Here is a 25379-nt window from a genome sequence, read left to right as displayed (position 1 = left end):
GTAAAATACGGAACGGCTGCAAGATTACTCTTACACCGTTCCGTATATTTATACCCATTTTTTCAAGTTGTTCATACTACCACAACTGACGTTTAAACTACAAGCTTGGAAAAATCGGCAAAACGCTTCAGTTCTGAGTCAATAGCAGCCAGCAATGCCAAACGATTATTACGAACAGCATCATCCTCAGCCATAACCATAACGGAATCAAAGAATGCCGTCACCGCAGGGGTAATGGATGAAGCAAGCGCTAACGCTCGTGTCGCATCACCTTCCTGTAAAGCTACGCTATAAGATTCATAAGCGCTAGACCATGCTTCGTAAAGCGTTTTTTCGCCTTGCTCCGTAAACTCACTCGTATTAACTAACTTATGCACTGCTTTAGCAGCCAGATTGCCTACACGATTAAAGGATTCAACTGTTGCTTTGAATACCTCACCTGTTTGTACGGCAGTCATTAATGCAGTTCCGCGGTTAACAACGGAAGTGACGTCGTCATATCCAGCTGCAAGCACAGCATCCACAACGTCATAGCGAAGTGTCTCAGACAATAGCTTCTTCACGCGCAATCCGAAAAACTCATGTAATTCTTTACGTATTTCATCCGCGGAACGTTTCATATTTCCAAGGTTCCCGTGCACATCAAGCGCGATATTGAACACATCAGACAACGTAGCCGAAAGCTTACGATCCAACAAGATCTGCACAATACCTGCTGCCTGACGACGAAGCGCGTAAGGGTCCTGTGAACCTGTTGGAATAATACCGATGGAGAAGCAGCCTGTAATGGTATCTATCTTGTCTGCGATACTTACAATCGCTCCAGCATTCGTTGAAGGAACTGTTTCTCCTGCATAACGCGGTTGGTAATGCTCAAACACCGCTCTCGCCACTTCTTCCTTCTCTCCAGCCTTACGAGCATAATCCTCACCCATCACACCTTGCAGTTCAGGGAACTCATATACCATTTGTGTTACTAGGTCAAATTTACAAATATCTGCTGCTCGACTAACCGATTCCTGTGTATCTGAGGAAACGTGAAGTTTCTCTGCCAGAGCATCAGCAATACGGCGAATCCGGCGCACTTTGTCTCCAACCGTTCCCAGCTCTTCGTGGAAAACGATACTTTCCAGTTTCGAGAGTGCATCTTTAATTTCCAGCTTCTGATCTTCTTCATAAAAGAATTTGGCATCAGACAGCCGCGCACGCAATACTTTTTCATTCCCTTTAGCAATGACTTCCAGCGATTGACTTCCTCCGTTACGTACCGTAACAAAGTATGGCAGCAGCTCTCCTGTGCGATCCAGCACTGGGAAATAGCGTTGATGTTCACGCATGGAAGTAATGAGTACATCCTTCGGAATATTCAGGAACGCAGGATCAAAACCTCCGAACAGTACTGTTGGGGTTTCCACCAAATACAGCACTTCTTCCAGCAGATCATCCTTGACCGCAATCGTCCAATCTTTTTCGGCAGCCAGCGCTTCAATTTGCTTTACAATAAGCGTTTGACGTTCCTCAATGTCCACAATGACATGCTGCTTGCGAAGTACTTCAACATAGTCAGCTGGACTTGCTACAACGGCATCCTGTCCCAGGAAACGATGCCCTCTTGTCACATTTCCTGACTGCACGCCGGCAATCTCCAAATTAACAATATCGTTACCAAACAAGGCAATCAACCAGCGGATCGGACGAACAAATTTAAAGTCATAACTTGCCCAACGCATGAATTTAGGGAATGTCATGGCATGTAAAATGTGCAATAAACCTTCGGATAGTACATCCGCTGTTGGTACACCTATGCTGCTCTTAGTGGCGTAAATATATTCCACGCCTCCAAGCTCCTTGAATGTGAACTGTTCAGGATCAACACCTTGGCTGCGAGCAAAGCCTAGTGCAGCCTTGCTCCAGTTACCAGCTTCGTCGAGTGCGATTTTGCGGGAAGGACCTTTAACTTCTTCGTTAATATCTTCTTGCTTCTCCGCTACTTCCTTGACAAGTACCGCCAAACGGCGAGGTGTAGCATAAGCCTCTACAGCACCGTAAGCAATACGTGAGCTGTCAAGCCACGCCGTCATACGCTGCTTCAACTGCTGAATCGCATTGGGGATAAAACGTGCAGGGACTTCTTCCAACCCGATCTCAAACAATAAATCCTTAGACATTTGCCGCACCTCCTTTCTTCAACAGCGGGAAGCCCAGCTTCTCGCGCTCCTCCAGATAGGTCGCAGCCACCTGACGCGCCAAATTACGTACTCGTATAATAAACCCAGTCCGTTCCGTCACACTGATCGCTCCGCGAGCGTCCAGCAAGTTGAACGCATGAGAACATTTCAGCACATAATCATAGGCTGGAAATACAAGATGCTGCGCCATCGCTTTATTTGCCTCTTCTTCATACATATTAAAAAGAGTAAAGAGCATTTTGACGTCAGATACTTCGAACGTATACTTGGAATGCTCAAATTCAGGCTGGTGGAAAACATCACCGTACGTGATTCCATTGACCCACTCCAAATCGAACACATTCTCCTTGTCCTGGATGTAGGAAGCAAGACGTTCCATACCATACGTGATTTCTACGGCAACCGGACTGGCATCAATACCGCCCACTTGCTGGAAATAGGTGAATTGGGTAATTTCCATACCGTCCAACCATACTTCCCAACCTAAGCCCCACGCTCCCAACGTCGGTGCTTCCCAGTTGTCTTCAACGAAACGAATATCATGCTCCAGAGGGTTAATGCCCAAACGGCTCAAACTCTCCAAATACAATTCCTGAATGTTATCCGGTGAAGGCTTCAAAACTACTTGGAACTGATGATGCTGATACAGGCGATTCGGGTTCTCACCATAACGTCCGTCTGACGGACGACGAGAAGGCTCAACATAAGCTACATTCCAAGGCTCAGGTCCGATCGAACGTAAATACGTCATTGGGTTCATCGTGCCTGCCCCTTTTTCCGTGTCATACGGCTGTACAATAATACAGTTGTGTTCTGCCCAAAATTGTTGCAGCGTTAAAATCATCTGCTGAAAATTCATTGGTACACGCTCCCTTTCTACTTCCCTCAAATGTTGGTGATTTCTTCTCATTAAGCTCGTATGTACAGGGCTGTTTTATCCCAAAAGCCTTGCTAGAGACAGCAAAAAGCCCCCGCCTCTACGCCTGTACAGACGTAGGGACGAGAGCTGACTCCCGCGGTTCCACCCTACTTGATTGCGATCCTACACACCAATCAGATCGTAATCCTCTTTTCCGTGTCCATTCAGATGCTCCCGAGTGCCTTGTTCACGAAGAATTCCCGCTGGGCTTACACCGTCCCCAACTCGCTAATTACAGAGAATACATCCCGCTACTTTCTCGTTCAATGCATCTGCTCCCGAAGGAGATATATAGTAGGATATTACACGTTTTCAGCAATACAGTCAAGAGAATAGGGCGTTTCACATATCGTACTTGTCGAGCTGATCCAAGAAATTGCGGGATTTCAGCTTGACCTCCAACTGCATATCCATGAACTGACGCATGACATGTTTGATCTCCAACTTAGTGGAGTCCTTCACGTCAATGTTGCCGAGCCGATTCAAATCCATTCTGGCGAACAAGCGCAGCAACTTCAATGTACGTGGAGTCACGCTCAATGCAGCTGGATCAAAATGCTTGTAGCTCCGACACAAAACTCCGCCTAGCCTCGGACTGACAAACATATCTTCATCAGCACATTGTTGACCACTTGAAATACATGCATCAAGCTGAGGAGCATATCCGGCCGCCTGCAATATTTTAAATTCATAAATACTCATGACGATCAGCGGATCTTTGCCACTCTCCAGCGCCTCCAAACATGCCTTTAGCTGCTTAAACCAGAACGCACCTGTTTCCTCATCCTGTAACACCCGATCGAGTAATTCACAAGCATAAGAAGCGTAAGCAGCCTTAGTTATATCCTCGCGTAATGTATGGTGGGATTGGATGATTTCACCGGCATTCAACGTGCCTAAGCCTGTGTTTCGAAAAAAAACGAATTCACCGTACGTAAACGGCTGCGTTAAAGCAGCGTGACGGCTTTTGGACTTTTTTGCACCTCTGACCAGCACGCCTGCTTTGCCTCCGCTTTCGGTGCAAAGCGTAATAATTTTGTTCCCCTCACCGTAATCCATACTGCGGATGACGATTCCTTCCACCCTGTAAAGCATGCCTCTTCCCCCAAACATTCGCGAAGAAGCCAGTGGCTTGTACTATTCACGGGCTTCTTCATGCTCGTCCGACTCTCCCTCATCCGTGTCTTGCTCCCTTGTCACGGCGCTCTCCCGATATAACAGATACGCACCGACATCTCCAGTCATCGCAAAATACTTCCACGAAAAATCTCGCAATTGTATTCATCCTTTCTTCGGAAATGACGTTTGCATCTCAAAAATAGGATGATGCGAAGAGGGGAGAAGTATGCGATGAAATAAATGGATTGCGTTAAAAAAGGCTGCTGTATGTAGATTGGAATACCGCTTCGCAAATGATTTGATCTTACGATCGCTGTTACCCCCGAATTTATTTGAATGTACAAACATACAAAGGGTTAAATTCGGGGGTAAAGGCGAACGCTATCGCTTCTTCAGATTCAAATCCTTCGCTCCGCTACAACGTGCATACAGATAACCTTTTTTTAAAACGTTCGTTATTTCATCACTGGAAGAAAAGGGTGAAAAAGGGCAAGAGTTAAGCGCCGCATATGCGCGGCGCTTTGAATGACCAGTAGACTGTTACTTATCTCAGTCATAGAGATCGGGACGGCTTTTTTATGATGCTTACAACAACTATACATATTTATTTAATATCAATTTTTTTAGCCTCAATAAACCCTTGAACTAAAGTAACGTAGAATCGAATTCTGTTTTTAAGCGTCGCGATGGAAGCCAAGGTCACGAAGGACGCGGTCCTGGTTGCGCCAGTCTTTTTTGACCTTAACCCAAAGTTCCAGGAAAATCTTGGAGCCTAGCAGGTTTTGGATATCCTGGCGGGCCTGTTTGCCCACCTCTTTGAGCATGGCTCCCTGTTTGCCGATAATGATCCCCTTCTGGGAGTCACGCTCTACAAAAATAACAGCCATAATATGCACTACCCCATTATCCTGCACTTTCATGTCTTCAATCATAACGGCAATAGAATGGGGTACTTCCTCACGTGTCATATGCAGAATTTTTTCCCGAACCAGCTCGGCAATAACAAACTGTTCTGGATGATCGGTAATTTGATCATCCGGATAATATTGCGGACCTTCTGGTAAGTATTTTTGCACCTGCTCCAGCAGGGTGTTTACATTGTTGCCCATTTTGGCCGAGATCGGTACGATTTCAGCAAAGTCGTACAACTTGCGATACTGCTCAATCAGGGGTAACAACGCTTCCGGCTCAATGCGATCAATTTTATTCAGCACCAAGATAACTGGCGTTTTTACTTGTTTAAGCTGTTCCGCAATAAAACGGTCGCCACCGCCTAGACCTTCAGCAGCGTCAATAAGAAAAAGTACCGCTTCTACTTCACCCAACGTATTAAAAGCAGTCTGATTCATGTAGTCGCCTAATTTTGACTGGCGCTTATGAATCCCGGGTGTATCCAAAAATACAATTTGCGTGTCCTCTGTAGTAAATACGCCGTGAATTTTGTTGCGTGTAGTTTGTGGCTTGTCTGACATAATGGCGATCTTCTGCCCAATGACGTGGTTCATCAGTGTTGATTTTCCGACATTGGGTCTGCCAACAATTGCGACAAAGCCTGATTTAAAGTGTTTCTTAGCCATTTCATTTCCTCCAGCGCGATTAAGCACCTATTTTATTTTGGTTTTTCCATTAAAACAGCGAACTAATTAACGTCAACATAGGCCTATAAAACACAAATATACCAATAATTACAGCAAAAACCGCTGCCAGGAGCACGGCTCCGGCGGCGGTGTCTTTAGCCGCTTTGGCCAGCGGATGAATATCAGGTGAGATGAGATCCACCGCTGCTTCAACAGCGGTGTTGAACAGTTCGGCTACAATGACTATAGCGATAGCCACGCAGACGAATAACCAGTCGAGCCGGGAGATGTGCAGAGTTAAGCCTGCTACAATGACAAGGAGCGCCACGGCCACATGTATCCGCATATTTACTTGCGTACGCAGAGCATACATCACGCCTTCTGCCGCATAGCGAAAGGTCATTCTCCAAGGCTGACGTCTCATTACCTTGTCAACCCCGCTTGAGCCAGTACAGCTTCCTGTTTGCCCATCATTTCAGCTTCACTCACATCATCCTGATGATCATAGCCTAACAGATGCAGAAAGCCGTGAACAAACAAAAAACCGATTTCACGCTCAATGGAATGTCCGTATTCTTCGCTCTGAGCTTGCGCTGTCTGTACAGAGATTATAATATCCCCCAGAACATCCGGTACATCATTCAATGAATTTTCTTCATTCGGTTCGTAAATAATTTCAAGCTCTTCATCCAGTGTCTCCTTCATAGCAAAAGACAACACATCGGTGGGACGATCAATTCCCCGATAGTCCCTGTTCAACTCATGAATTTGCTCATCATTAACGAAGGTAAGGGCTACCTCACCGTCTGTGACTCCTTCCACTCTGCCTGCCTCCTCTAATAAGGTGTTCAGCAGCGTAATTAAAGATTCGTTAATTACCATATCGTTTTGTTCATTATTCCAAGCTAATTGAAGGCCCATGCCAACCGCTCCTTTTAATTCTAGTGCTCTACCCGTGCTTCATGCACAAGTTATATTAAGCTTTTCCGTTTTCAGACTTGGGCCTTTCCTCTGGATACTCAATACGGGAATGGAAAATCCCCATTACTGTTTCCTTGAGGGTTTGAGCCACGATATCAAGCTCCCGCATGGTCAGCTCGCAGTCGTTAAATTGGTGATCATCAAGACGGCTCTTAATAATTTTCTCAATCATGGATTCAATCTGTTCCACCGTCGGCTTCCGTAAGGAACGAACTGCTGCCTCCACACTATCAGCAATTCCCACTACAGCAGACTCTTTAGACTGAGCCTTCGGTCCCGGATAACGGAAATCATCCTCCGTGAAGTCAGGCTCCACCCCCCGCTCTTCAGCCTCACGCAACGCCTTGTGATAAAAATAGTGTAAGAATGTCGTTCCGTGGTGCTGCTCGGCAATATCGCGAATTGGCTTGGGTAGCTTGTAATCCAATTGCATTTCCACGCCGTCACGAGCATGGGCGATAATGATGGATTTGCTAAGCTTGGGCTCTATTGAATCATGTGGATTTTCCAACCCATTTTGATTTTCAATGAAGTACGAAGGCCTCTTGGTTTTACCAATATCATGATAATACGAACCAACCCGGCACAACAAGCCGTTTGCTCCTATAGCCTCCGCTGCGGCCTCTGACAGATTACCCACCATTACACTATGATGATACGTTCCCGGTGTCTCCGTAAGCAGCTTGCGGAGCAATGGATGGTTGGGATTCGACAGCTCAACAAGCTTCAGTGCCGACAAGATACCAAAAGTAGACTCAAAAAATGGCATTAGCCCAATAACAAGTATTGCTGTTATCAGACCGCCTGCAAAAGCAAAAGCTACCCCATAGAGCGTCGTCGTTTGAGTCCAATTCCCTTGGTCAATCAGTGCCAGAGAAAAAACAGACAGGGCACCGAACAGGCATACCATAATCGCCCCTTTGAACAGTGTTGAACGCTGGCTGGCTCGATGGGTAGAGAAAATCGCTGCCAGACAGACCACAATAGCAAAAAAACCAAAATTAAAGTCAAAAATTTGTCCCTGACGGACATTCAAAATAACACTTGCCAATATACTGAATATAACGGCACATACAAAAGCCAACGACATATCAAGCAACAGCGTTACGAGCATAGCTCCAAGCGCGATAGGCGCCAGATAGCCGAGATAGGAACGTTCACTGTTCTGCAGTATAGAAATTAACATCATTGCTCCAACTGTTATCACAAAGATTAATACTAGCATGAGCAACTGCGCATTATTATACTTGAAGTTTCGTGTTCGTGATTGGAATTGACGAATATACATAAACAGGCCCAATGCCAGCATCATAGACAACATCAGCAGCCCAAATTGTGGCCAATAATTGATTTTATCCTTGAGCAATTCATTTTCATCAAGCAGTGTATAGATTTCCTGGGTAATAATCTCACCCTTCTTGACGAGTACTTCACCCTGTTTAATGTAAACTGTCGGTGTATCTTCACGAGCCTGTACCTTGGCGTCCTTCGTAGCTGTATCATCATAAAACTTGTTGGCGGTAATCACAAGCCTTGCAAGTTCCTGAACAACCTCCCGTGAAGTACGCTTAGTAAGCGAGCTTGTACTAACCCGCTCAGCTACTTTTGCTCGGGCTGTCTGAGCATCCGTAATTTGATCATTCATCAACCCTGTCACAATCTCACGGGCAACAGGCCGCATTTCAGCAATATCCTCAGATGTAAGGCGCGGAATTTTAATGAATGTCTCCTCTGGAATTCGGTACGTTTGCTCTTTCGTTTTTTCCAGCACTTCATCCAGCAGCTTATCTGGGTAGGCATCCGCATTACGGCTGTTATTCACAAAATTTTGCACAAATTCCCGTGCACGTTGCGGAATCTCATCCTTATAAATCGAAATCTTATCTGCTCTGGAAACCTGATCATCCTGATTGAGCCGTTCAATTCGATCCAAAATACCAGTAATCAGGTTATCGTTGCGAACGGGCACAATGGTATACATGGGCTGCACACGTTCAGCTGATTCCTCTTGAGCCTTCAAAGTCGCCTTACTGTTAGGAAGCTGCATCGGGGCGACAATTTCCTTTTCACTCGGTTGATTTACCCGAATATCATAACGCTCGGGAAGCAGCTTGGACGCAAAGCCTACATAAAAAAGAACCACCAAAAATAAAAACAGAAGATAGCGTGTCGCCACGCTATACTTCCATCCATTTATTCTATGCTGGAACGTTTTCCCTTTAGATAATTCCTTCGAGGTCATCTAAAACAATCCCTCTCCATCATCTTTTTCAAGGCAGCTACACTGCTCATTTTATACTTTTTCTGATCGTACACACCATACTCGTGATTGAATGGCTATCCATGATTTTCGGCAACACGGTCATAAGCAACAATGATTTTTTGAACGAGGGAATGACGGACAACATCCTCTTCTGCAAACTGGACAAAGCCTATTTCCTCAATCCCTTGTAAAATCGCATTCGCTTCAATCAGACCGGATTTTTTGCCACGAGGCAAATCAATTTGCGTGACATCGCCGGTAATAACCATTTTGGAGCCGAAGCCAAGTCGAGTCAAAAACATTTTCATTTGCTCGGGTGTGGTGTTTTGCGCTTCGTCCAAAATAATAAATGAATCATCCAGCGTACGTCCCCGCATATAAGCCAAAGGTGCAATTTCTATTAACCCGCGCTCCAGTGCCTTTGCTGTCTGCTCTGGGCCCATCACATCGTATAGGGCATCATACAATGGACGTAAATACGGATCAACCTTTTCCTGTAAATCCCCTGGTAAAAAACCTAAATTTTCACCTGCTTCCACCGCAGGGCGAGTCAGTACAATGCGCTTGACTGAACCTTCCTTCAGGGCAGCTACGGCCAGCACTACAGCCAGATAGGTTTTACCAGTACCCGCCGGGCCAATTCCAAATACAATATCGCGTTTCTTAATCGTGGTTACATAGTGCTTTTGTCCAATCGTTTTGACGCGAATCGGTTTACCCCGAAACGTCGTCGTAATTTCACCCTTGAACAAATCGAGCAGCTGATCAGCGCGCAAATCTTTGGCCAATTCAATCGCATAATGGACATCCCTTTCGGTCAGTATATACCCATTGCGAATTAACTGGAGTAATACATCGAACAATTGTTCGAGCACTTCCACCTCGTTTGCATTACCAAAAACATTAACTTCTGCCTCACGAGATGCTATTTTTGCTGGAATAGCGGCTTCGATTAATTTTAAAAAGGAATCCTGCGGGCCAAATAACGCCTGTCCTTCTCCCGCATTGTTCAATGCAATTTGTATGCTGCGTTGTTGTTCTGCCAAATAGCCTCATTCTCCTTGGTTATGAACTAACGGAAGTTCTTCCGCAATATCCTGCTCCACTTCAAAAAGCACTTTCATATAAACTTTACCATTCTCTCTCTTCTCATGCAAAATTTTTTGGCTCATTATTTTCGTTCCTTTGCCGTATTTAGCTAAAATATCAGCTCGCGCGCCTTCTATTCCTGACATTTTCGCTTCGGCTTCCGTAAGCTTCTGCTCTTGTATCTTTGTCTCCCTCACACTTTCGGTCATCCAACCCATTGGAAGTTTGTAGGAACGCCATGTTAGCGGATCATGTTCAACAGTTGTTTTATGTGTAGAATAAGGTATTTTCCCATATCCCCACAATTGTATCGCACGGTTGCCTAACACCAGATACAAGCGGTCGTGACTTGTACCTGTATACGTGCTGCTGCGTTGCACCGTGGGACTGCTAATTTCGTATTCATGCCATACAAGACCCTTAACCTCTCCTTTGGCTACGACCTGCTGCTGATTCTCCTCATCTCCAAGCGTTCCCGAGATGAGAATGGCTCCTTTTTTGACACGCGTATTTTTATGCACGACAGGACGACCCTGCTCGGCAAAAATTTCAGTGACTACCGCGTCTGCCTTACTGATGATATGACGTGGGCTGTAGAGCGGCGCAGGGGTAGGCTGTGAAGCTTCAACAACCTGAATCGTTACCAAAGTACCCTGCTTTTCCACACCGATCCAGGATGCCTCTGGAAGCTTCTGCATGAGCGCACGGGAAAGCTTGTCTTGACTGGAAAGACGAAAGCTCCATTGAAACGGATACAACCCCTCCTGTCGGGCGGCTTTGAGAACGGATTCCGTTGAGAGCTTATCATTCCCCTTCACTTCAATGTCCCAGATAAGCGAAGACATCAGCAGGAGACCTATCCAGAACAAAGCCAATCCAGCCAGAAAAAATTTACGTTTGGCAAGTCGTATAACAGTAAAGGGAAGCCCTTGCCGCTTCAGAACATGCATTTTACAGCCTGTCCTTCTCAAAAGCGGGCGTAGGAGGAAGACGTGCGGCAGCAGAAGGTTCATTTCTGCATGTCTAGTACCCATCGGCCGCACGTTCCAAACAGGTATATGTTGATCGGTGAGTAAATTAATAAAAGCTTCCACACTTTCGCCCTTGACAGCAAGGGTAACCGTGCCATGCAGCTTTGCTAAAGCAGGATGTTTCACGAGCCTTCCTCCGTTCCTTCCATTTGGATATCCGTTATATGTCCCTCCACACTTACCTGCTCTGGCAGAATAGACGTAATGACTAGATCATGGCCGGACACCCTCAGCCTGCCTTGCGCAAGTGCAAGTACGAGCTGATCCGGCGTAAAATCCACCACGCCCCGGTGATTCTCCACATAAAGCTGGCGGCTGCCGATGAGGGTTAACCGCGGCAAGTCAAATAGAATGTCCTGCGGAAGTTCCAGCGTCTCGCTGGCCCACTTTCGCAGTTTGCGGCTCATCCTGCTCATACGGCGAAATCTCCTTTCCCGTCATCAAAACATCTGTTATCCAACGGCTCATAGTTGTTTTGATGACAGCACGCTGCTATTTTTTCATCTTCTGTTATTGCCATTCGGACCCATAGATGTTTCATGGCAGCTACGCTGCTGGCTTTTCATCATATATTCTTATTATCAGTGAACACCATTACACCAGCGCCACAGATATCTGTTCTGTACATTTTATGATCCAGTCCCCGCATTTATGAGGCTAAACTTACAATTCGTAGCTGCTACTATATTGCAGAGGCAAAAGATGGGTTCTTTCAAAATTCACAACCAAAAAAGCCAACCTCGTTTTCATATCGAAAACAAGGTTGGCTTTTTTGATTTTCATTATATGACACGGTTATTTCTCGGTATCTAGATTCAAAAGAGAGTTTTTTCTAGAGTATAAGAAGTAAATAGCCATACCAATGACAAGCCAAATAATAAAGCGAATAAATGTCTGACCATTCAAATTAAGAATGAGCACCCCACATGAAACGATAGCCAGGATTGGAATATACGGAACTCCAGGACATCGGAAGGCCCTTGGCAAATCAGGTTGTGTTTTTCTCATAACGATGACGGCGATCGAAATCAGAATAAATGCTGACAGGGTTCCAATGTTCACCAAACTAGCTAACTCATCTAGCGGGATCAGCCCACCCATTAATGCAGATAAAGTACCGAAAAACAACGTGCTAATGTAGGGCGTTTTATATTTGGAATGAACCTTGGATAATACTTTGGGGACTAAGCCGTCACGTGACATAGCAAACATAATGCGAGTTTGACCATAGAGCATAACCAGCATGACCGTTGTCATTCCTAAGATAGCTCCTATATCTATAATACCTGCAACCCAATTCTGACCTGCAACCTGCAATACCAATGACACAGGGTGAGAGATACCTTCAAATTGCATAAACGGTACTATACCAGTCATAATCGCGCTAACAACGACATACAAAAATGTACAAACAACAAGTGAGAAAATAATGCCTCGCGGTAAATCACGAGCGGGATTTTTGGTTTCTTCAGCCGCTGATGAAACAGCATCAAAACCAATAAAAGCAAAAAACACAAGAGCTGCGGCTCCAAACACCCCACTGAACCCAAACGGTATAAACGGTGTCCAGTTATCTGGCTTCACATATTTAAAAGCAACGATGATAAACAATAAAATAACAACAATTTTTACGATTACCATGATGTTGTTTATCCGTTTTGATTCTTTTATCCCAAAATAAAGTAAGAACGTGATACCCATCAAAATTAAAAAAGCTGGGAGATTAAAATAAGTCGTTTGGTCTTTTAAAGCCCCAGGTGCAGCAGTGAATTCAAGCGGAATGTGAAGGCCAATTCCATTCAAAAATGATACAAAGTAACCCGACCAACCTGCGGAAACGGCGCTGGCTGCCAGCATGTATTCCAAAATCAAATCCCATCCAATAATAAAGGCCAATAGTTCCCCCATCGTTGCATATGTAAAAGTGTAAACAGAACCGGATACTGGAACGGTGGATGCAAACTCCGCATAAGCCAATGCTGCGAATAAACAGGCGAGTCCCGCAATCACAAAAGAAAGAACCAAGCCTGGACCAGCTGTAACTGCTCCCGTACCTGTCAACACAAAAATCCCTGTTCCAATAATGGCTCCAATTCCAAGCATCGTTAAATCAAACGCACCCAGTTCCCTTTTGAGTGCTTTTTCCCCCCGCGTAGCAGCAATCAATTGATCAATGCTCTTCTTTCTGAACAAGCTATTCCCCATCCATTCCATCCTCCTAAAAATTAATTTTTCATTTTTATAACCTCGTTTTATCACCTCAATTTAAATCAAATTTTAGCTAAATATGGAGTTAATTTCATAAGTATCTATCATTGAGAACATTATATATAAAAAAGAAAAAATGAAAACTGCTTTCGGAAAGCCTCATTCATATTGTTACATTTGATCATTTTTCACGAATATATTTTCATAAATGAGACGCTAAATTAGACAAAATGCCACCATTTTAGATGACAACAAATGTGAGAAAGCTAGAGCACACAAGGGATTATCACATTCGTTGTCAGGTAATTAGAGCATTTGTCGGTAATTCACTTTTTATTCTGAGCATGCTTATGTATTCCCAAAACATCACAAAAAAAGATCCGCCACAGCCAAAGCCGTGACGGATCCACTATCATTTTAACGTCTTCCTCCACCCATGTAGCGCTTGGAACGCGGAGGACCTAATATTTCTGACCAAATCACACCTTTGCGCAGATCAGCCGTATCCACCCTATTACGGTCTTGCGAAGCTATCTCTGGCGCATCTGTAATTTCCCCTGACTCCCTCGCGTTGGATATACGATCGAGACGGGCTAAAACCATTCTGCGTTCTTCTTCCATAGCACGGATCCGATCCTCTAGAGTCGAACCGTTATCTAATGAATCCCGGTCCATCCGTTCTTCCGTTTCTGACAGATCGCCCACTTCTTCTATCCGACGAGCTTCCATAACCGCCCGTCGTTCATTAGGAAATTGACGTTGCAACTCACCAGCAACATCCTGCTGACGCTGCTCTTGCCCATGTTCCGTTGTGAAGGGTCTGGATGACGTCGAGGGCCCGCGAGAACCATGATCACCCCCAAAGGTAGGCATACCTTTTCGCGGTGGTGATTTCCGCCCTGTACCTTGGATGCTTTTCCCCAAGAAGGACACCAAAGCAAAGCCAATCACGATCAGGATATACAAATGTTCAAAGATCCAGCTGATAAAGTTCATTACTCACCACCTAGCTGCCGTAATTCATCGGCTATGTCCCGTTATTAATCCCGGTTCTTGTTGTCATTCCCGGAGTTCTCATTCGGTTTGCCTAAGGAGCCACGCATTTGCGTATCCGCCTCAATATTTTTCAAATTCATATAGTCCATGACACCAAGCTTCCCGCCACGCAGCGCTTCAGCCATTGCCAGCGGCACTTCGGATTCGGATTCCACCACGCGCGCTCTCATTTCTACAACACGTGCCTTCATTTCCTGCTCCTGCGCTACAGCCATCGCACGCCGCTCTTCCGCTTTTGCCTGCGCAATACGTTTGTCGGCTTCCGCCTGCTCTGTTTGCAGAAAAGCACCGATATTTTTACCTACATCAACGTCCGCAATATCAATGGACAAGATTTCAAATGCTGTCCCGGCATCCAAACCTTTGGACAATACAGTTCTTGAAATTGAATCTGGATTCTCCAATACGTCCTTATGCGAGTTACTGGAACCTACGGTTGTAACAATACCTTCACCGACCCGTGCAATAATCGTTTCTTCTCCGGCACCCCCAACAAGTCGATCAATGTTGGCACGCACCGTAACACGAGCTTTAACCTTTACTTCGATACCATCCTTGGCGACCGCAGCCACAATAGGTGTCTCAATAACACGCGGATTAACGCTCATTTGGACCGCTTGCAGAACATCCCGTCCCGCAAGGTCAATCGCTGCCGCACGTTCAAACTCAAGCGGAATGTTAGCTCGCTGCGCAGCAATCAACGCATTGATCACTCGGTCTACATTCCCTCCTGCGAGAAAATGGCTTTCCAGCTGGTTGATGTTCAAGCCCAGACCCGCCTTGGTTGCCTTAATGAGCGGATTGACAATTCGGCTTGGCGTGACGCGCCGTAACCGCATAGCTACCAGCGTAATGATACCAATGCGCACACCCGAAGCCAATGCTGAAATCCACAGCATCACCGGGAAGAAACTGAAAAATACGCTCAATACAATAATCACTACAACGGCAATCAGCAAAACGCTGACAATACCCGATTCGAACACTCGCATCATCCTCCATTAATCTAATTCTTTGTTGTTTACTTGTTTAGACGCTAGTGTCTGCCTTGACCACAATTCGCCCACCTTCTACTTTGGATACTATAATCGGCATATCTGTAGCAATAAACTCGCCGTTCGTTACAACATCGACTCGCTCATCAGCGATCAGCACCGTTCCGGCTGGACGAAGTGGTGTCAGACTGACACCCCTTTGACCTAATAGCATTTCCCGGTTCACAACTGAAGAAAAACCTTGGTCAGCCGTTAAACTTTCTTTAAGTATAAAACGGTTCCATATCCCTCGGTCCTTGAATACAACCGCGATGATCGCCACCACGGCAACCGCAGCTGCAAAGGCAATGCCCAAAGATATAAACGCGTGCTGCATGTTGTATGCTGCGCGAACAACTCCGGCGACAAGACTGACTGAACCCAAAATGCCCAAAATACCAAAGCTTGGGATGAACATTTCAAGGATAAGCAGAGCCAGACCGATAATAAACAACAACCACGTCTCCGAACCTGCAAAACCAGCGATATAATTGCCGAAAAAATACAACCCAAATCCGAGTATGCCCAAAATTCCCGGTACCCCAAAACCAGGTACGAGCAGCTCAATAACGACACCCGCGATGCCGATAAATAAAAGCAACGTCTGCACAATTGGGTTGGTCAATATCTCGGCTGCTTTTTCAGCCCATGTTCGCTCCACATGAATTACATCATCCGTGCTATAACCCATCCACTGGATAACTTCTTGTTCGGAAGACGCGATGTGATCCGCATAACCCAACTTCAGCGCTTCCTCACTGGTTAAAGAAATGATCTGACCATTTTCCTTATTAAAGTTCATCTCTGGAATAGATATGGTCGTTTTAGAGTCGACCATACCTCTGGCAATATCCGGATTACGTCCGCCAGCTTCTGCGGCAGATGCCATGCTACTCTTCCACCAGGCTATCGTTTTTGGATCTGTGATAGCCTGCCCCCTGCCGTCTACTAACGCTGCTGCTCCGATAATACTCCCCGGTTTCATAACAATTTTGTTTGCGCTCAACGCAATATAGCTACCCGCTGAGGCCGCTTCGCCCCTTATATAGGCTACGGTCGGAATTGGACTGTCTTTAATCAGTTTGCCCAGCTTCTCCGCTGTATCTACCCGTCCACCGGGAGTGTTAATATCCAGTAAAATCAGACCTGCTTTGAAATCTGCTGCTTCTGCAAATCCACGTTCCATAAATTTGCCCAGACCTTGCTCAATTTCCTGATCAACTGGTATAACAAACACAGCTCCACCTTTAGTTTGGGCCGCCGCTGATTCGGAATGAACTAAGGGTAACAGCAAAACGGATACCATAATCCACAACGTTAAAAAGATCAATTTGCGACTGGAGTGGTGATGTTCTCTATGCATTTCTCTCCCCCCTTTCGATCTTTCTATGTTACAGCATACCAAACTTTGTTAGACAAACTATACAGTTTTCAGGATTTAATGTGAAATTATTGGGTATATTGCTAATCCTGACGGCTGTCAGATACTTTACGCACCCAACGGACATCACGTTTCACACAATTAACGATAACGCTTACATATAAGGATCTTCTCATCATTACATTCTATGGTAGGCATCGCATATATAGAAATAACACCCTCTGTAAACAGAGGGTGTTGTGTTTTCCTGTTTGTCGCAGGTTTATTGCAGAAATTGCTGAACCGCTTGGTTCACGAGCTTACCGTCAGCGCGGCCTTTTACCTTAGGCATCAAGGCCGTCATTACTTTCCCCATCTCGGCTTTCGAAGAAGCACCGGTTTCCTGGATGGTCTGCTGTACAATAACTTTAATTTCTTCCTCAGAAAGTTGTTCGGGAAGGTACTGAGCGATGATCTCTATTTCTGCTTTAGTGCTTGTCGCAAGTTCATCACGACCGGCTTTTTCAAATTCATGGAGGGCATCTTTTCGCTGTTTGATCTCACGACTCAGAATATCAAGCACTTCGTTGTCGTCCAAATCCCGTTTCAAATCTATTTCAAGATTTTTAATCGTAGAACGAACCATTCGAATGGTGGAGAGTTTGAACTTGTCCTTACTCTTCATTGCTTGCTTCATATCTTCGTTCAATCGTTCGCTCAAATTCATGATTGCTTAGATCCTCCTAGAACTTTCTCTTACGAGCAGCCTCGGACTTTTTCTTGCGCTTTACGCTTGGCTTTTCATAATGCTTGCGTTTCTTCACCTCAGCCAATACGCCATCCTTAGCAATGGAACGTTTAAAGCGACGAAGTGCAGCATCAATTGTCTCGTTTTTGCGAACTTTAGTTTCAGACACCAGTTTTCCCTCCCTCCGACCAGACCGTCCAAGAGCAATAACACGGTTCATCAAATTTTATTATAGGTGAAACGGAAACCAGGTGTCAACCTATAAGAAAAAATGAATACATAAAGGGCTATTTTTCTCCATTCACTTCCGTATTACTGAAAAGACAAGCTCTGTCATTTTTTAAGAATGTGAGTCCGAAATACCTGTCAAGGCACCCAATTTGGCGCCGCCCAGTAAGTGATAATGCAGATGCCCCACCGCTTGTCCACTATCCGGGCCACAGTTGTTAATCAACCGATAGCCAGACTCAGCGATTCCTAACTTTTTCGCAACCTCAACCGCAACACGATGAATCTCCGCGATAAGAGGAAGATCCTCCTCCGTCACAGCGTTCATCGAAGGAATATATTTTTTGGGAATAATGAGCACGTGTACTGGCGCCGCAGGCTGGATGTCATGAAATGCGAGCACATTGTCGGTTTCCAACACCTTTTTGCTGGGGATGGTTCCATCCACAATTTTCAAAAACAGATCGTCCATTCAAAACCCTCCTTTGGCAGTGAGCCGATCATAAGTAAATAGGCATAAACAGCCCTTGCTCTCGGCATTCAAAGTTATGTATTTCCCACACTGAATAGAAACATATACAGCCATGTTTGGTTATACTTATGTTTCTATATGTATCATAACGGAAAAAGGGTCTTAATACCAGTTTCCCTTACTAACTTCCTCTATAATAGCTTTCACCCCTGCATCAATTTGATCCAACTGCGCGCGCGAAATACTTATGCGCAAAAACTTCTCTTGTTCCCTATAGCCTGATAAATAAAAGCCCTTGCCAGCTACAACCTGGATGTTCCTCGCGGAAAGACACTGTACCAAGCGTTCCAAATTCACCGTCCGAGGCAGTTTAAACTGCATATAAACTCCTGAGGTTACAGCTGAAGTCTGAACGTATCCGGCCTGATTGTATCGTTCCACAGCCTTATTAAGAGCACGAACGCGCTCCGAATACAGTTTGCATATCGTGTGCTTGTGGCGCTCATACATTCCATTTTTAATATAAATATCAAGCGCCGCCTGAGACAAAATAGATGTGTCGACATATCTTTTATAGGTATTAAACGTCTTCAATAGGGCTTCTGGCAATACCGCAACTCCTAATCGCAAGCCGGGGAAAATGATTTTCGAAAAGCTTTTCAAATAAATAACATGGTCCGTCTGGTCGTATGCATAAATGGGATCAAACAGATGATCGGCCCCCAAATCTGCCATATAGTCATCTTCTACGATGTACACATCATATTTGGCGGCTAAGGCAGCTATCGCTTTTCGCTCCTCTGTGTTGTAAGAGACTCCTAATGGATTATGATATCTTGACATGGTATAAAAAAACTTGATGCTCTCGTTCTTAAATTGATTCTCCAATTCGTGAAAATCCATACCTTCCGCTGTCCGGACGATGGTACTGACGGGTATGTTCTCTTCCTCCAGAAAACGCAAATATATATCGTAACTTGGCTGCTCGACCAAAACCTTTTCTTTGCCATTGGGAAACGGCATTTTAGCGAGTATCTCCAATGCCTGCTGAACACCCGAAGTAACGATAATCCGATCCATTTTTGCAAACACCTGAGTATCAGCTAAATGGGAAACCAACGTATGACGCAGTGTTTCCAGTCCTTGCGAATCGCCATAAGTGAACAGATGATATTTGTAGGTGTCAATAGCCTGATTCAAACAATGTTGGAAATCCAGATAAGGGAATACATTTAAATCCGGGGAGGCCGAAGCAAAATCAACGAAGTCTTGCATATGGCTATGGTGTAAATCGCCCGAATTTTCCACTACATAGTATCCACTTTGCGGTATGGAATAGATGGCGTGTTTCTTTTCAAGTTCAGCGTATGCCCGCAAAATCGTGCTTTTGCTGCACCTGTATAATTCAGAAGCCTCACGGACCGACGGCAGCTTGTAACCTGATTTATATTGTCCCTCGCGAATTTTAAGTTCTATATCCAATAAAATTGAAACGTATTTTTTCACAATATCCTCCCATCTGCTCTTTACATACTCATTACATGCTCATTTCATTACATGCTTATTCCGTCTTATGTTTCTTTACACGCTAGATGTTACCATGGTTTATGGATAAACAGGATACCTCATTTCATTGAACTGTACTGATACAGTTTTAATTATTGGATCATATTTGGGATGGTTTACGTGAAAAAGAGGCTGTTTCTTCATAATGGAAGAAACAGCCTTGCATGGTAATGATGTATGGATGCGCCTTAAAGTCACTTGTACTGTACAAGAACTGTAGGCGGGAGAGAGCAGAGAATTCACTATATCTGGCGATTAAGGAATTAGGATTAGTAATAAGGCAGCAAGCTAATCGCTGTCAACGCTGCAAGTGGCAGAATCAAACGATTAAAGCGACGGCGTCCGTATGGGAACCCATATGCATAAGCGGGTACTGGATACGGGTACGGGTACGGGTACGGATACGGATACGGAGGATAAGACGCATAGCCACCATAAGCACGGGAGCCGCAGCCACAATTGTTAGGTGGATATGGGAGATTAACATTGACTTTCTCCATCTCGTCTCCACCCACAGGAACGGCTAAGTATATCTTTTCATCATCCACATGCTCTACAATGCCATCATACATTGTCCCGTCCTTCACCCATACGCATACATAACGATGCATATGTTTTTGACATAGTGTTTTAACATCCGTCTGTTCCGGTGCTGTAACTTTTTCGGTTGTCATGCTTTTTTCCATGGTTGTTTCCTCCTAGGCTCTTGCATGTATACCGTATGTTATTCAAAAACGGGCTATTTGCTACATCAAATTGGGCGAATTCCGGCTTGCAAAAAAAAGAAGCACCCCGGGAGCTCTTGGCAGAGCTCCTCTGAACGGACGTATGACGGGAAGATTTCTTCCGCAGCATACGTCCGCCGGGGTGCTGTATGATTAACTTGTCGGCTTGGCTGTATTATAACAATAGTTTGAAACTGTATCTGTGACCTGTATCACATTACTTCAAAAAGTTTCCATAACCACACGTGAGCCGCCTCCAGCCTGCTCTGCTGGAAGAACAACTAGCTTGCGCGGCAGACGGGCCCGTAGTTCAGGCACATGACTAATCACACCAACAGACAATTGATCGTGGTGCAGCTTTTCCAGTGAGGTGATCACTGTGTCAAGCAGCTCAGGGTCCAACGTTCCAAAGCCTTCATCCAGAAAGAAAAATTGCAGAGGGTATTGGCCCCGCAATTGAATTTGAGCCGACAGCGCAAGCGCAAGCGACAAGGAGGTCAAGAACGTTTCGCCACCGGACAAGGTCGATACTGGACGTTTGACCCCACCGTTGGCATCGTCACTAATGACAAAACCACCGCTGGAATCTACCTCTAGCGCGTAACGCTGCTTGGTCAGAAAACGCAGGCGGCGTGAAGCCGATTGACTGACCTGCATGAGCTGCTCCTCGGCAATATATTCAACAAAGGCATTGCCGCGAAAAACAGACTGGAGCTTGGACATTTTTTCCGCTTCGCTACGCAAATGTATACGATTGGACTCCAGCTTCATCCAGCGGACGTGCCGATGCTGCAAGTCCTCTAAATCACGCTCAGCCTTGGCGCGATTCTGAAGCGCCTCTTCGTCGCGTGCACGGCAATCACGTAGCTGTGCAGTGGCCGTTTCCCACTGTTCCTCTGTTACCGTTGCTCCATTCAGCTGCTCTTCGACATGTTTTAAGCGGGAAGACAGCTCTTTTTCCCGTTCTCGATGCAAGCTCACTTCACGCTCATAGCGTGCGGCTTCTTCCGGTCCCAGGCAGCATTCCATGACCTCTGCTTCCGTAGCGAAGGAGGAGGCTTCCAGACGGCTGCCCCAACGGGACTCTGCCATCTGACGTCTTTCTTCTGCCGAGTCGGAGGCCTGCCGTGCAATCAGTGAAGCATGAACGGCTTGCTGCTTGCGTTCTTCCGCTTCGGTACGGCGGCGTGCCGCGGCTTCGGCTCCATTTTTCAGTCCCAACAGTCGCGAGGTCGCTTCTTCCAGCAATGAAGCCGCTTGGCCATCTCCAACCCATTTTCGGAGCTGTGCTAGCTTTTCACGAAGCGAATCATCTTTGCTTTGGAGCCCTGTACGACGGGCAATAATGATTTTGTCTTCCTCGATGATACTCTGCTGTATCTGTTGAACACGCGCCGCCTTTCCTTCGAGGAAGGTCACACTCGTCTCCAGCCGGGACCGCAGCTCTTCCGCACGCCCATCGCGCTCCTGCATGGCACGGTAACGCTCCGCAGCTTCGCTCGGAGCGACATCCGGCAGCTGCGCCGCCCATTCGCCGCGCAGCCCCTCGCTGCGCGTGGTGCATGCCTCGCGCTTGCTGCGTGCCTGCGTCAGCGCTGCAGCTGCTGCCTCCTGCTCGGCAGCAGCACGGATGCGCCGCTGCTGTCCGGCGGCGTCTGCCTCGCGCAGCGCCTGTGCCTCGGCAGGCAGTGCATGCGCACGTGCGGCTAGCTCTGCCGCAGCACGCTCCAGCGCCGTGCAGCGCTCCACCCAAGCGGCAATACCGCGCGGCTCTGCTGGCGCTGCCGCAGGCGTGAAAGGCTCGCCCGTGGCGGCAGCGCCGCTGTCTGCGGTGGCGGGCTGCGCCAGCAAGCTGCGCTGCTCGTGCAACTGCTGGCGCAGTGTGAGGCGCAGCTCCTGCAAACCAAGCCGCAGGCGGTGCAGCTCATCTGGCGCAGCGGCATCCGCGCTATGCGCCGCAACGACGGCAGGCGCGGGGTGATGCAGCGAGCCGCACACTGCGCACGGCTCGCCTTCTCGCAATTCGGCAGCGAGATGCTGTGCGAGACGCCCCAGCTCCTCGGCACGGAGCTCGTGGCGCAGTTGTTCTTCCTCGGAGGCCAGTGACGACATATCGGCGGTGATCTCTGCCTCCAACGTCAGCAATGCCTCAATGCCATCAGCTGCCTGTGCAGCAAGGGCAGAACGCCGTGCCTCTGTCTCCTGTGTCTCCTGGTCCGTCAGCTTTAAACGTTCGTCAGCTTGCGCAAGCCGTTTCTCCTGAGCGGTGTACTCCAGTTCAGCTTCACGCAATTGCTCATCCGCGATTTCCAGCTGTTGCAACCGTTGCACAGCCTCTTGCAGCATACGCCGCTCATCTGCCCGCACTTCATTTTGCTTTAGCTCTTGTTGAAGCTCCTGCTGTCGCTTCAAGCCTCGCGTCTGTAGCTCTTGTTCCTTTGCGAGTCCTTCTGCATGTTCAGCAAGGGTTTGTTCGCTTTGCACAAGCTCGGCCGCCAGACGGTCTCGTTCAATACGCAATGCTTCCGTATCACGCTCCAGTTGAAGTGCCTGCTCTAGTTGGTCGATCCGAAGCAATAGCTTCGGTTCTTCGGCACTGAGTGCTTGCCGGGCCTGCTCATCTGCTTGCGCAGACACAAGCGCAGCCTCCTGCGCGGTAGCGGCCAGGACTTCCATTTCTTCGGCACTCTTTTGCCGTTTTTCCGCTTCAGCACTGGCTTCCTTCCAATCCGTCAGCGCAGGCAACAATGCCTCGGCTGCAGATGCTTGTCGAAGCTTGTGCTCCAGCAAAGCAATGCCTGGCTCCTGTGCTGCCAACTGCTCCAGCTCGTTCGATCTTTGGCTGAGCTCGACAACCAGCTCACGGGTTTTGTTTAGCGCCTCCCATTCACGTGAGACACGCTCTAGCTCACGACGCGAAGCTTCTGCATTGGCAATCGCCTCTTTGAGACGCAACTCTACATGTTCAAGCGCTTCAGCACTGGCATCCCCCAGCCCTTGCTGCTCCGCCTCTAACGCTTTCAGTGCGGTATCGTTATCTTTCACACGACGGCTTAGCTTCTGTGCAAGTTGGTCTCCGTACTTCTCCAGATGGAACAAACGCTGTAGCATCTGTCTGCGTTCACTGCCTTTTAAGGACAAGAATTCCGCAAACTTTCCCTGCGGCAACACGACAGCTCGTGTAAAATCGTCCATTTTCAGACCGATATACTCCTCCACACAGCGCGTCACATCCTGCACCTTATCGGCAAGCACTTCCTCGCCATCCTCTGTTAACGCAATAAAACGGCTAAGCGTATTATTAACCGATACGCCTCCAGCACGTTTGAAACGTCGTTCTACACGGTAACGACGAGGCCCTTGAGCTGACATTAATTCAAACGTAAATGCAACAGACAATGTATCCTCAGCATGATTCATAATGCCTTGTGTACCATTCACTGCCCGCTCCACTTTACCGTACATAGCCAACGTAATGGCATCCAGCAGCGTTGATTTTCCACTACCCGTTGGGCCAAATATCCCGAACAGTCCAGTTTCGGTCAAATCGTCAAAGCGAATTTCCTGCGACTCCCGGTAGCTTTGCAACCCCGCCAGTTTTAGAAGGATTGGTTTCATGCGTCATCCTCCTCAGCGTGGTCTCTTGCATCATCCTGTTCCACCAGTTCCAGAAACAACTGCACTAATCCGTCATCTGGCTGTGCTCCACCTGTCTGCCGCTGATAGAATGCCCGGAACAACTCATGCACTGGCAGTTCTGATCGTTGGTGCTCCAGCTGTGCGGCAGCCATTTCTGGATACATTGGGCGAATATGAATGATGCCTTCACGGCTTTTGCGCAGCCGCTGAATATCTCCCATCGACATCGCTTCATCCAGCGTAATTTCCAGATCAATAAAGGCATCGGCATCCAATCCTTCGTCCAGCCAGCGATATACTTCCTCCAGACCTCCCCGTGCGCGCCACCTCACTAATGGGCGTCCACTGGTAATATACAGTTCCTCGACCTGAGCAGGCTTGCCAGCAACCACGTCAATTAACGTAACCGATTTGGCTTGTCCGGCTTCGGAAAAGCTATAAGCCAGCGGCGAGCCACTGTAACGCATCAGCCCGTCTCCCTTCACATATTGGGGACGATGCAAATGTCCTAGAGCCGTATACTGTGCCCCAATACTCAAAGCAGACGGATCTACGGTATACGCCCCCCCGACCTGAATCGGGCGTTCCGAGTCCGACTCCAGCCCGCCGAGCACATAAATATGGCTCATCGACAAATTAACGGTGTCAGGCCGAAATGCTGTACCCAGTTGTGACATCAGCAAGCCCACACGGCGACTGTATGCCTCGCGCAAGACTGTTTCATCTCCGTCTTCAGACAATAGCTCGTTCAGACGAGACTCGGACGGATATGGCAAGGCTGCAATGCATGCCATTTCACCCGTTCGCGGTGTACGAACGCGTACCGCTTCCCCATGGGGCAGTCCCAGCAACGTAATTCCACGCCCGCTCACCAGCGGTGTGACCGAGGATACCCTTTCCGGCTGATCATGATTGCCCGCAATGACGACTAGTGGTCTTCCTCCAGCCGTGAGACGGGCAGACGTTTCATAAAACAATTGCTCGGCTGCGGCCGAAGGATTGACTGAGTCGTATACGTCTCCAGCCATCATAATCAAATCAGCCTGCTGATCGTCAGCCATTTTCGCCAACTCTTCCAAAAACGCCTCCTGCTCCTTCAAACGGCTGCGTCCTTCCAACGTGCGGCCCAAATGCCAATCACCCGTATGCAAAATCCGCATGCTATTCCTCCTCTC

The 25379-nt window shown here is 47.0% G+C and carries 22 protein-coding genes; all 22 read right to left on the bottom strand.

Going from position 1 to position 25379, the window contains the following annotated elements:
- Positions 1-92 precede the first annotated feature (92 nt).
- Positions 93-2168 (bottom strand): glycine--tRNA ligase subunit beta, encoded by a 2076-nt coding sequence (gene glyS / locus MHB46_RS23755; RefSeq protein WP_341163609.1) that lies wholly within the window; start codon positions 2166-2168, stop codon positions 93-95.
- Entirely contained in the window at positions 2161-3048 is an 888-nt protein-coding gene (gene glyQ, locus MHB46_RS23750; protein WP_023989480.1) for a glycine--tRNA ligase subunit alpha, read from the bottom strand. Before glyQ ends, glyS begins: the two co-directional genes overlap by 8 nt.
- Positions 3049-3450: 402 nt before the next feature.
- Positions 3451-4203 (bottom strand): DNA repair protein RecO, encoded by a 753-nt coding sequence (gene recO, locus MHB46_RS23745; protein WP_013311133.1) that lies wholly within the window; start codon positions 4201-4203, stop codon positions 3451-3453.
- A gap of 42 nt (positions 4204-4245) precedes the next feature.
- On the bottom strand, positions 4246-4383 hold the full coding sequence (locus tag MHB46_RS23740) for a YqzL family protein (protein ID WP_013372137.1): 138 nt from the start codon (positions 4381-4383) through the stop codon (positions 4246-4248).
- A 518-nt stretch (positions 4384-4901) separates the two neighbouring features.
- Entirely contained in the window at positions 4902-5804 is a 903-nt protein-coding gene (era, locus tag MHB46_RS23735; protein WP_039272276.1) for a GTPase Era, read from the bottom strand.
- A 49-nt stretch (positions 5805-5853) separates the two neighbouring features.
- Positions 5854-6228 carry a diacylglycerol kinase family protein gene (locus MHB46_RS23730; RefSeq protein ID WP_025722122.1) on the bottom strand — a complete coding sequence of 125 codons (375 nt, stop codon included), beginning with the start codon at positions 6226-6228 and terminating at the stop codon, positions 5854-5856.
- Entirely contained in the window at positions 6228-6725 is a 498-nt protein-coding gene (gene ybeY, locus MHB46_RS23725) for an rRNA maturation RNase YbeY (protein WP_025722123.1), read from the bottom strand. The genes MHB46_RS23730 and ybeY overlap by 1 nt, the downstream gene beginning before the upstream one ends.
- A 55-nt stretch (positions 6726-6780) precedes the next feature.
- A complete protein-coding gene (locus tag MHB46_RS23720; RefSeq protein ID WP_165178406.1) occupies positions 6781-9027 on the bottom strand; it encodes an HD family phosphohydrolase in 2247 nt (748 codons plus the stop codon).
- Positions 9028-9122: 95 nt separating this feature from the next.
- Positions 9123-10094: a PhoH family protein gene (locus MHB46_RS23715; protein ID WP_165178407.1), complete on the bottom strand. Its 972-nt coding sequence runs from the start codon at positions 10092-10094 to the stop codon at positions 9123-9125.
- 6 nt (positions 10095-10100) lie between these two features.
- On the bottom strand, positions 10101-11294 hold the full coding sequence (yqfD, locus tag MHB46_RS23710; protein ID WP_103049614.1) for a sporulation protein YqfD: 1194 nt from the start codon (positions 11292-11294) through the stop codon (positions 10101-10103).
- Positions 11291-11584: a sporulation protein YqfC gene (gene yqfC / locus MHB46_RS23705; protein ID WP_029517796.1), complete on the bottom strand. Its 294-nt coding sequence runs from the start codon at positions 11582-11584 to the stop codon at positions 11291-11293. Before yqfC ends, yqfD begins: the two co-directional genes overlap by 4 nt.
- Positions 11585-11963: 379 nt before the next feature.
- A complete protein-coding gene (locus MHB46_RS23700; protein WP_341163608.1) occupies positions 11964-13373 on the bottom strand; it encodes an amino acid permease in 1410 nt (469 codons plus the stop codon).
- A 420-nt stretch (positions 13374-13793) separates the two neighbouring features.
- Positions 13794-14372, bottom strand: coding sequence for a hypothetical protein (locus MHB46_RS23695; protein WP_341163607.1), 579 nt, complete (start codon positions 14370-14372; stop codon positions 13794-13796).
- 44 nt (positions 14373-14416) lie between these two features.
- Positions 14417-15418 carry a flotillin-like protein FloA gene (gene floA, locus MHB46_RS23690; RefSeq protein WP_029517799.1) on the bottom strand — a complete coding sequence of 334 codons (1002 nt, stop codon included), beginning with the start codon at positions 15416-15418 and terminating at the stop codon, positions 14417-14419.
- Positions 15419-15461: 43 nt separating this feature from the next.
- On the bottom strand, positions 15462-16829 hold the full coding sequence (locus tag MHB46_RS23685; protein WP_254325251.1) for an NfeD family protein: 1368 nt from the start codon (positions 16827-16829) through the stop codon (positions 15462-15464).
- Between the two features lie 280 nt (positions 16830-17109).
- Positions 17110-17553 carry a GatB/YqeY domain-containing protein gene (locus MHB46_RS23680; RefSeq protein ID WP_013311146.1) on the bottom strand — a complete coding sequence of 148 codons (444 nt, stop codon included), beginning with the start codon at positions 17551-17553 and terminating at the stop codon, positions 17110-17112.
- Positions 17554-17569: 16 nt separating this feature from the next.
- The gene (gene rpsU / locus MHB46_RS23675) at positions 17570-17743 is read right to left on the bottom strand and encodes a 30S ribosomal protein S21 (protein ID WP_005547957.1); all 174 of its coding nucleotides are present in this window, start codon (positions 17741-17743) and stop codon (positions 17570-17572) included.
- A gap of 171 nt (positions 17744-17914) precedes the next feature.
- A complete protein-coding gene (locus tag MHB46_RS23670; RefSeq protein ID WP_025722131.1) occupies positions 17915-18274 on the bottom strand; it encodes a histidine triad nucleotide-binding protein in 360 nt (119 codons plus the stop codon).
- A 162-nt stretch (positions 18275-18436) separates the two neighbouring features.
- On the bottom strand, positions 18437-19780 hold the full coding sequence (locus tag MHB46_RS23665; protein ID WP_254325250.1) for an aminotransferase-like domain-containing protein: 1344 nt from the start codon (positions 19778-19780) through the stop codon (positions 18437-18439).
- Between the two features lie 329 nt (positions 19781-20109).
- On the bottom strand, positions 20110-20526 hold the full coding sequence (locus MHB46_RS23660) for a hypothetical protein (protein WP_341163606.1): 417 nt from the start codon (positions 20524-20526) through the stop codon (positions 20110-20112).
- A gap of 261 nt (positions 20527-20787) precedes the next feature.
- Positions 20788-24183, bottom strand: a complete 3396-nt coding sequence (locus MHB46_RS23655) for an SMC family ATPase (RefSeq protein WP_341163605.1) — start codon at positions 24181-24183, stop codon at positions 20788-20790.
- On the bottom strand, positions 24180-25364 hold the full coding sequence (locus MHB46_RS23650) for an exonuclease SbcCD subunit D (protein WP_165178415.1): 1185 nt from the start codon (positions 25362-25364) through the stop codon (positions 24180-24182). The genes MHB46_RS23655 and MHB46_RS23650 overlap by 4 nt, the downstream gene beginning before the upstream one ends.
- Positions 25365-25379 lie beyond the last annotated feature (15 nt).

The organism is Paenibacillus sp. FSL H7-0703 (assembly GCF_038003485.1).
GTDB lineage: Bacteria > Bacillota > Bacilli > Paenibacillales > Paenibacillaceae > Paenibacillus > Paenibacillus polymyxa_B.
This window is presented reverse-complemented; position numbering and strand designations above follow the sequence as displayed.

What these genes read in the sequence shown, in the direction of transcription:
- MHB46_RS23660 (WP_341163606.1), bottom strand. Translation starts at nt 20,526, where the DNA reads ATGGAAAAAAGCATGACAACCGAAAAAGTTACAGCACCGGAACAGACG.
- glyQ (WP_023989480.1), bottom strand. Translation starts at nt 3,048, where the DNA reads ATGAATTTTCAGCAGATGATTTTAACGCTGCAACAATTTTGGGCAGAA.
- MHB46_RS23680 (WP_013311146.1), bottom strand. Translation starts at nt 17,553, where the DNA reads ATGAATTTGAGCGAACGATTGAACGAAGATATGAAGCAAGCAATGAAG.
- era (WP_039272276.1), bottom strand. Translation starts at nt 5,804, where the DNA reads ATGGCTAAGAAACACTTTAAATCAGGCTTTGTCGCAATTGTTGGCAGA.
- MHB46_RS23730 (WP_025722122.1), bottom strand. Translation starts at nt 6,228, where the DNA reads ATGAGACGTCAGCCTTGGAGAATGACCTTTCGCTATGCGGCAGAAGGC.
- MHB46_RS23685 (WP_254325251.1), bottom strand. Translation starts at nt 16,829, where the DNA reads ATGCATAGAGAACATCACCACTCCAGTCGCAAATTGATCTTTTTAACG.
- yqfC (WP_029517796.1), bottom strand. Translation starts at nt 11,584, where the DNA reads ATGAGCAGGATGAGCCGCAAACTGCGAAAGTGGGCCAGCGAGACGCTG.
- recO (WP_013311133.1), bottom strand. Translation starts at nt 4,203, where the DNA reads ATGCTTTACAGGGTGGAAGGAATCGTCATCCGCAGTATGGATTACGGT.
- glyS (WP_341163609.1), bottom strand. Translation starts at nt 2,168, where the DNA reads ATGTCTAAGGATTTATTGTTTGAGATCGGGTTGGAAGAAGTCCCTGCA.
- ybeY (WP_025722123.1), bottom strand. Translation starts at nt 6,725, where the DNA reads ATGGGCCTTCAATTAGCTTGGAATAATGAACAAAACGATATGGTAATT.
- MHB46_RS23650 (WP_165178415.1), bottom strand. Translation starts at nt 25,364, where the DNA reads ATGCGGATTTTGCATACGGGTGATTGGCATTTGGGCCGCACGTTGGAA.
- MHB46_RS23655 (WP_341163605.1), bottom strand. Translation starts at nt 24,183, where the DNA reads ATGAAACCAATCCTTCTAAAACTGGCGGGGTTGCAAAGCTACCGGGAG.
- MHB46_RS23700 (WP_341163608.1), bottom strand. Translation starts at nt 13,373, where the DNA reads ATGGGGAATAGCTTGTTCAGAAAGAAGAGCATTGATCAATTGATTGCT.
- MHB46_RS23670 (WP_025722131.1), bottom strand. Translation starts at nt 18,274, where the DNA reads ATGGACGATCTGTTTTTGAAAATTGTGGATGGAACCATCCCCAGCAAA.
- MHB46_RS23720 (WP_165178406.1), bottom strand. Translation starts at nt 9,027, where the DNA reads ATGACCTCGAAGGAATTATCTAAAGGGAAAACGTTCCAGCATAGAATA.
- MHB46_RS23695 (WP_341163607.1), bottom strand. Translation starts at nt 14,372, where the DNA reads ATGAACTTTATCAGCTGGATCTTTGAACATTTGTATATCCTGATCGTG.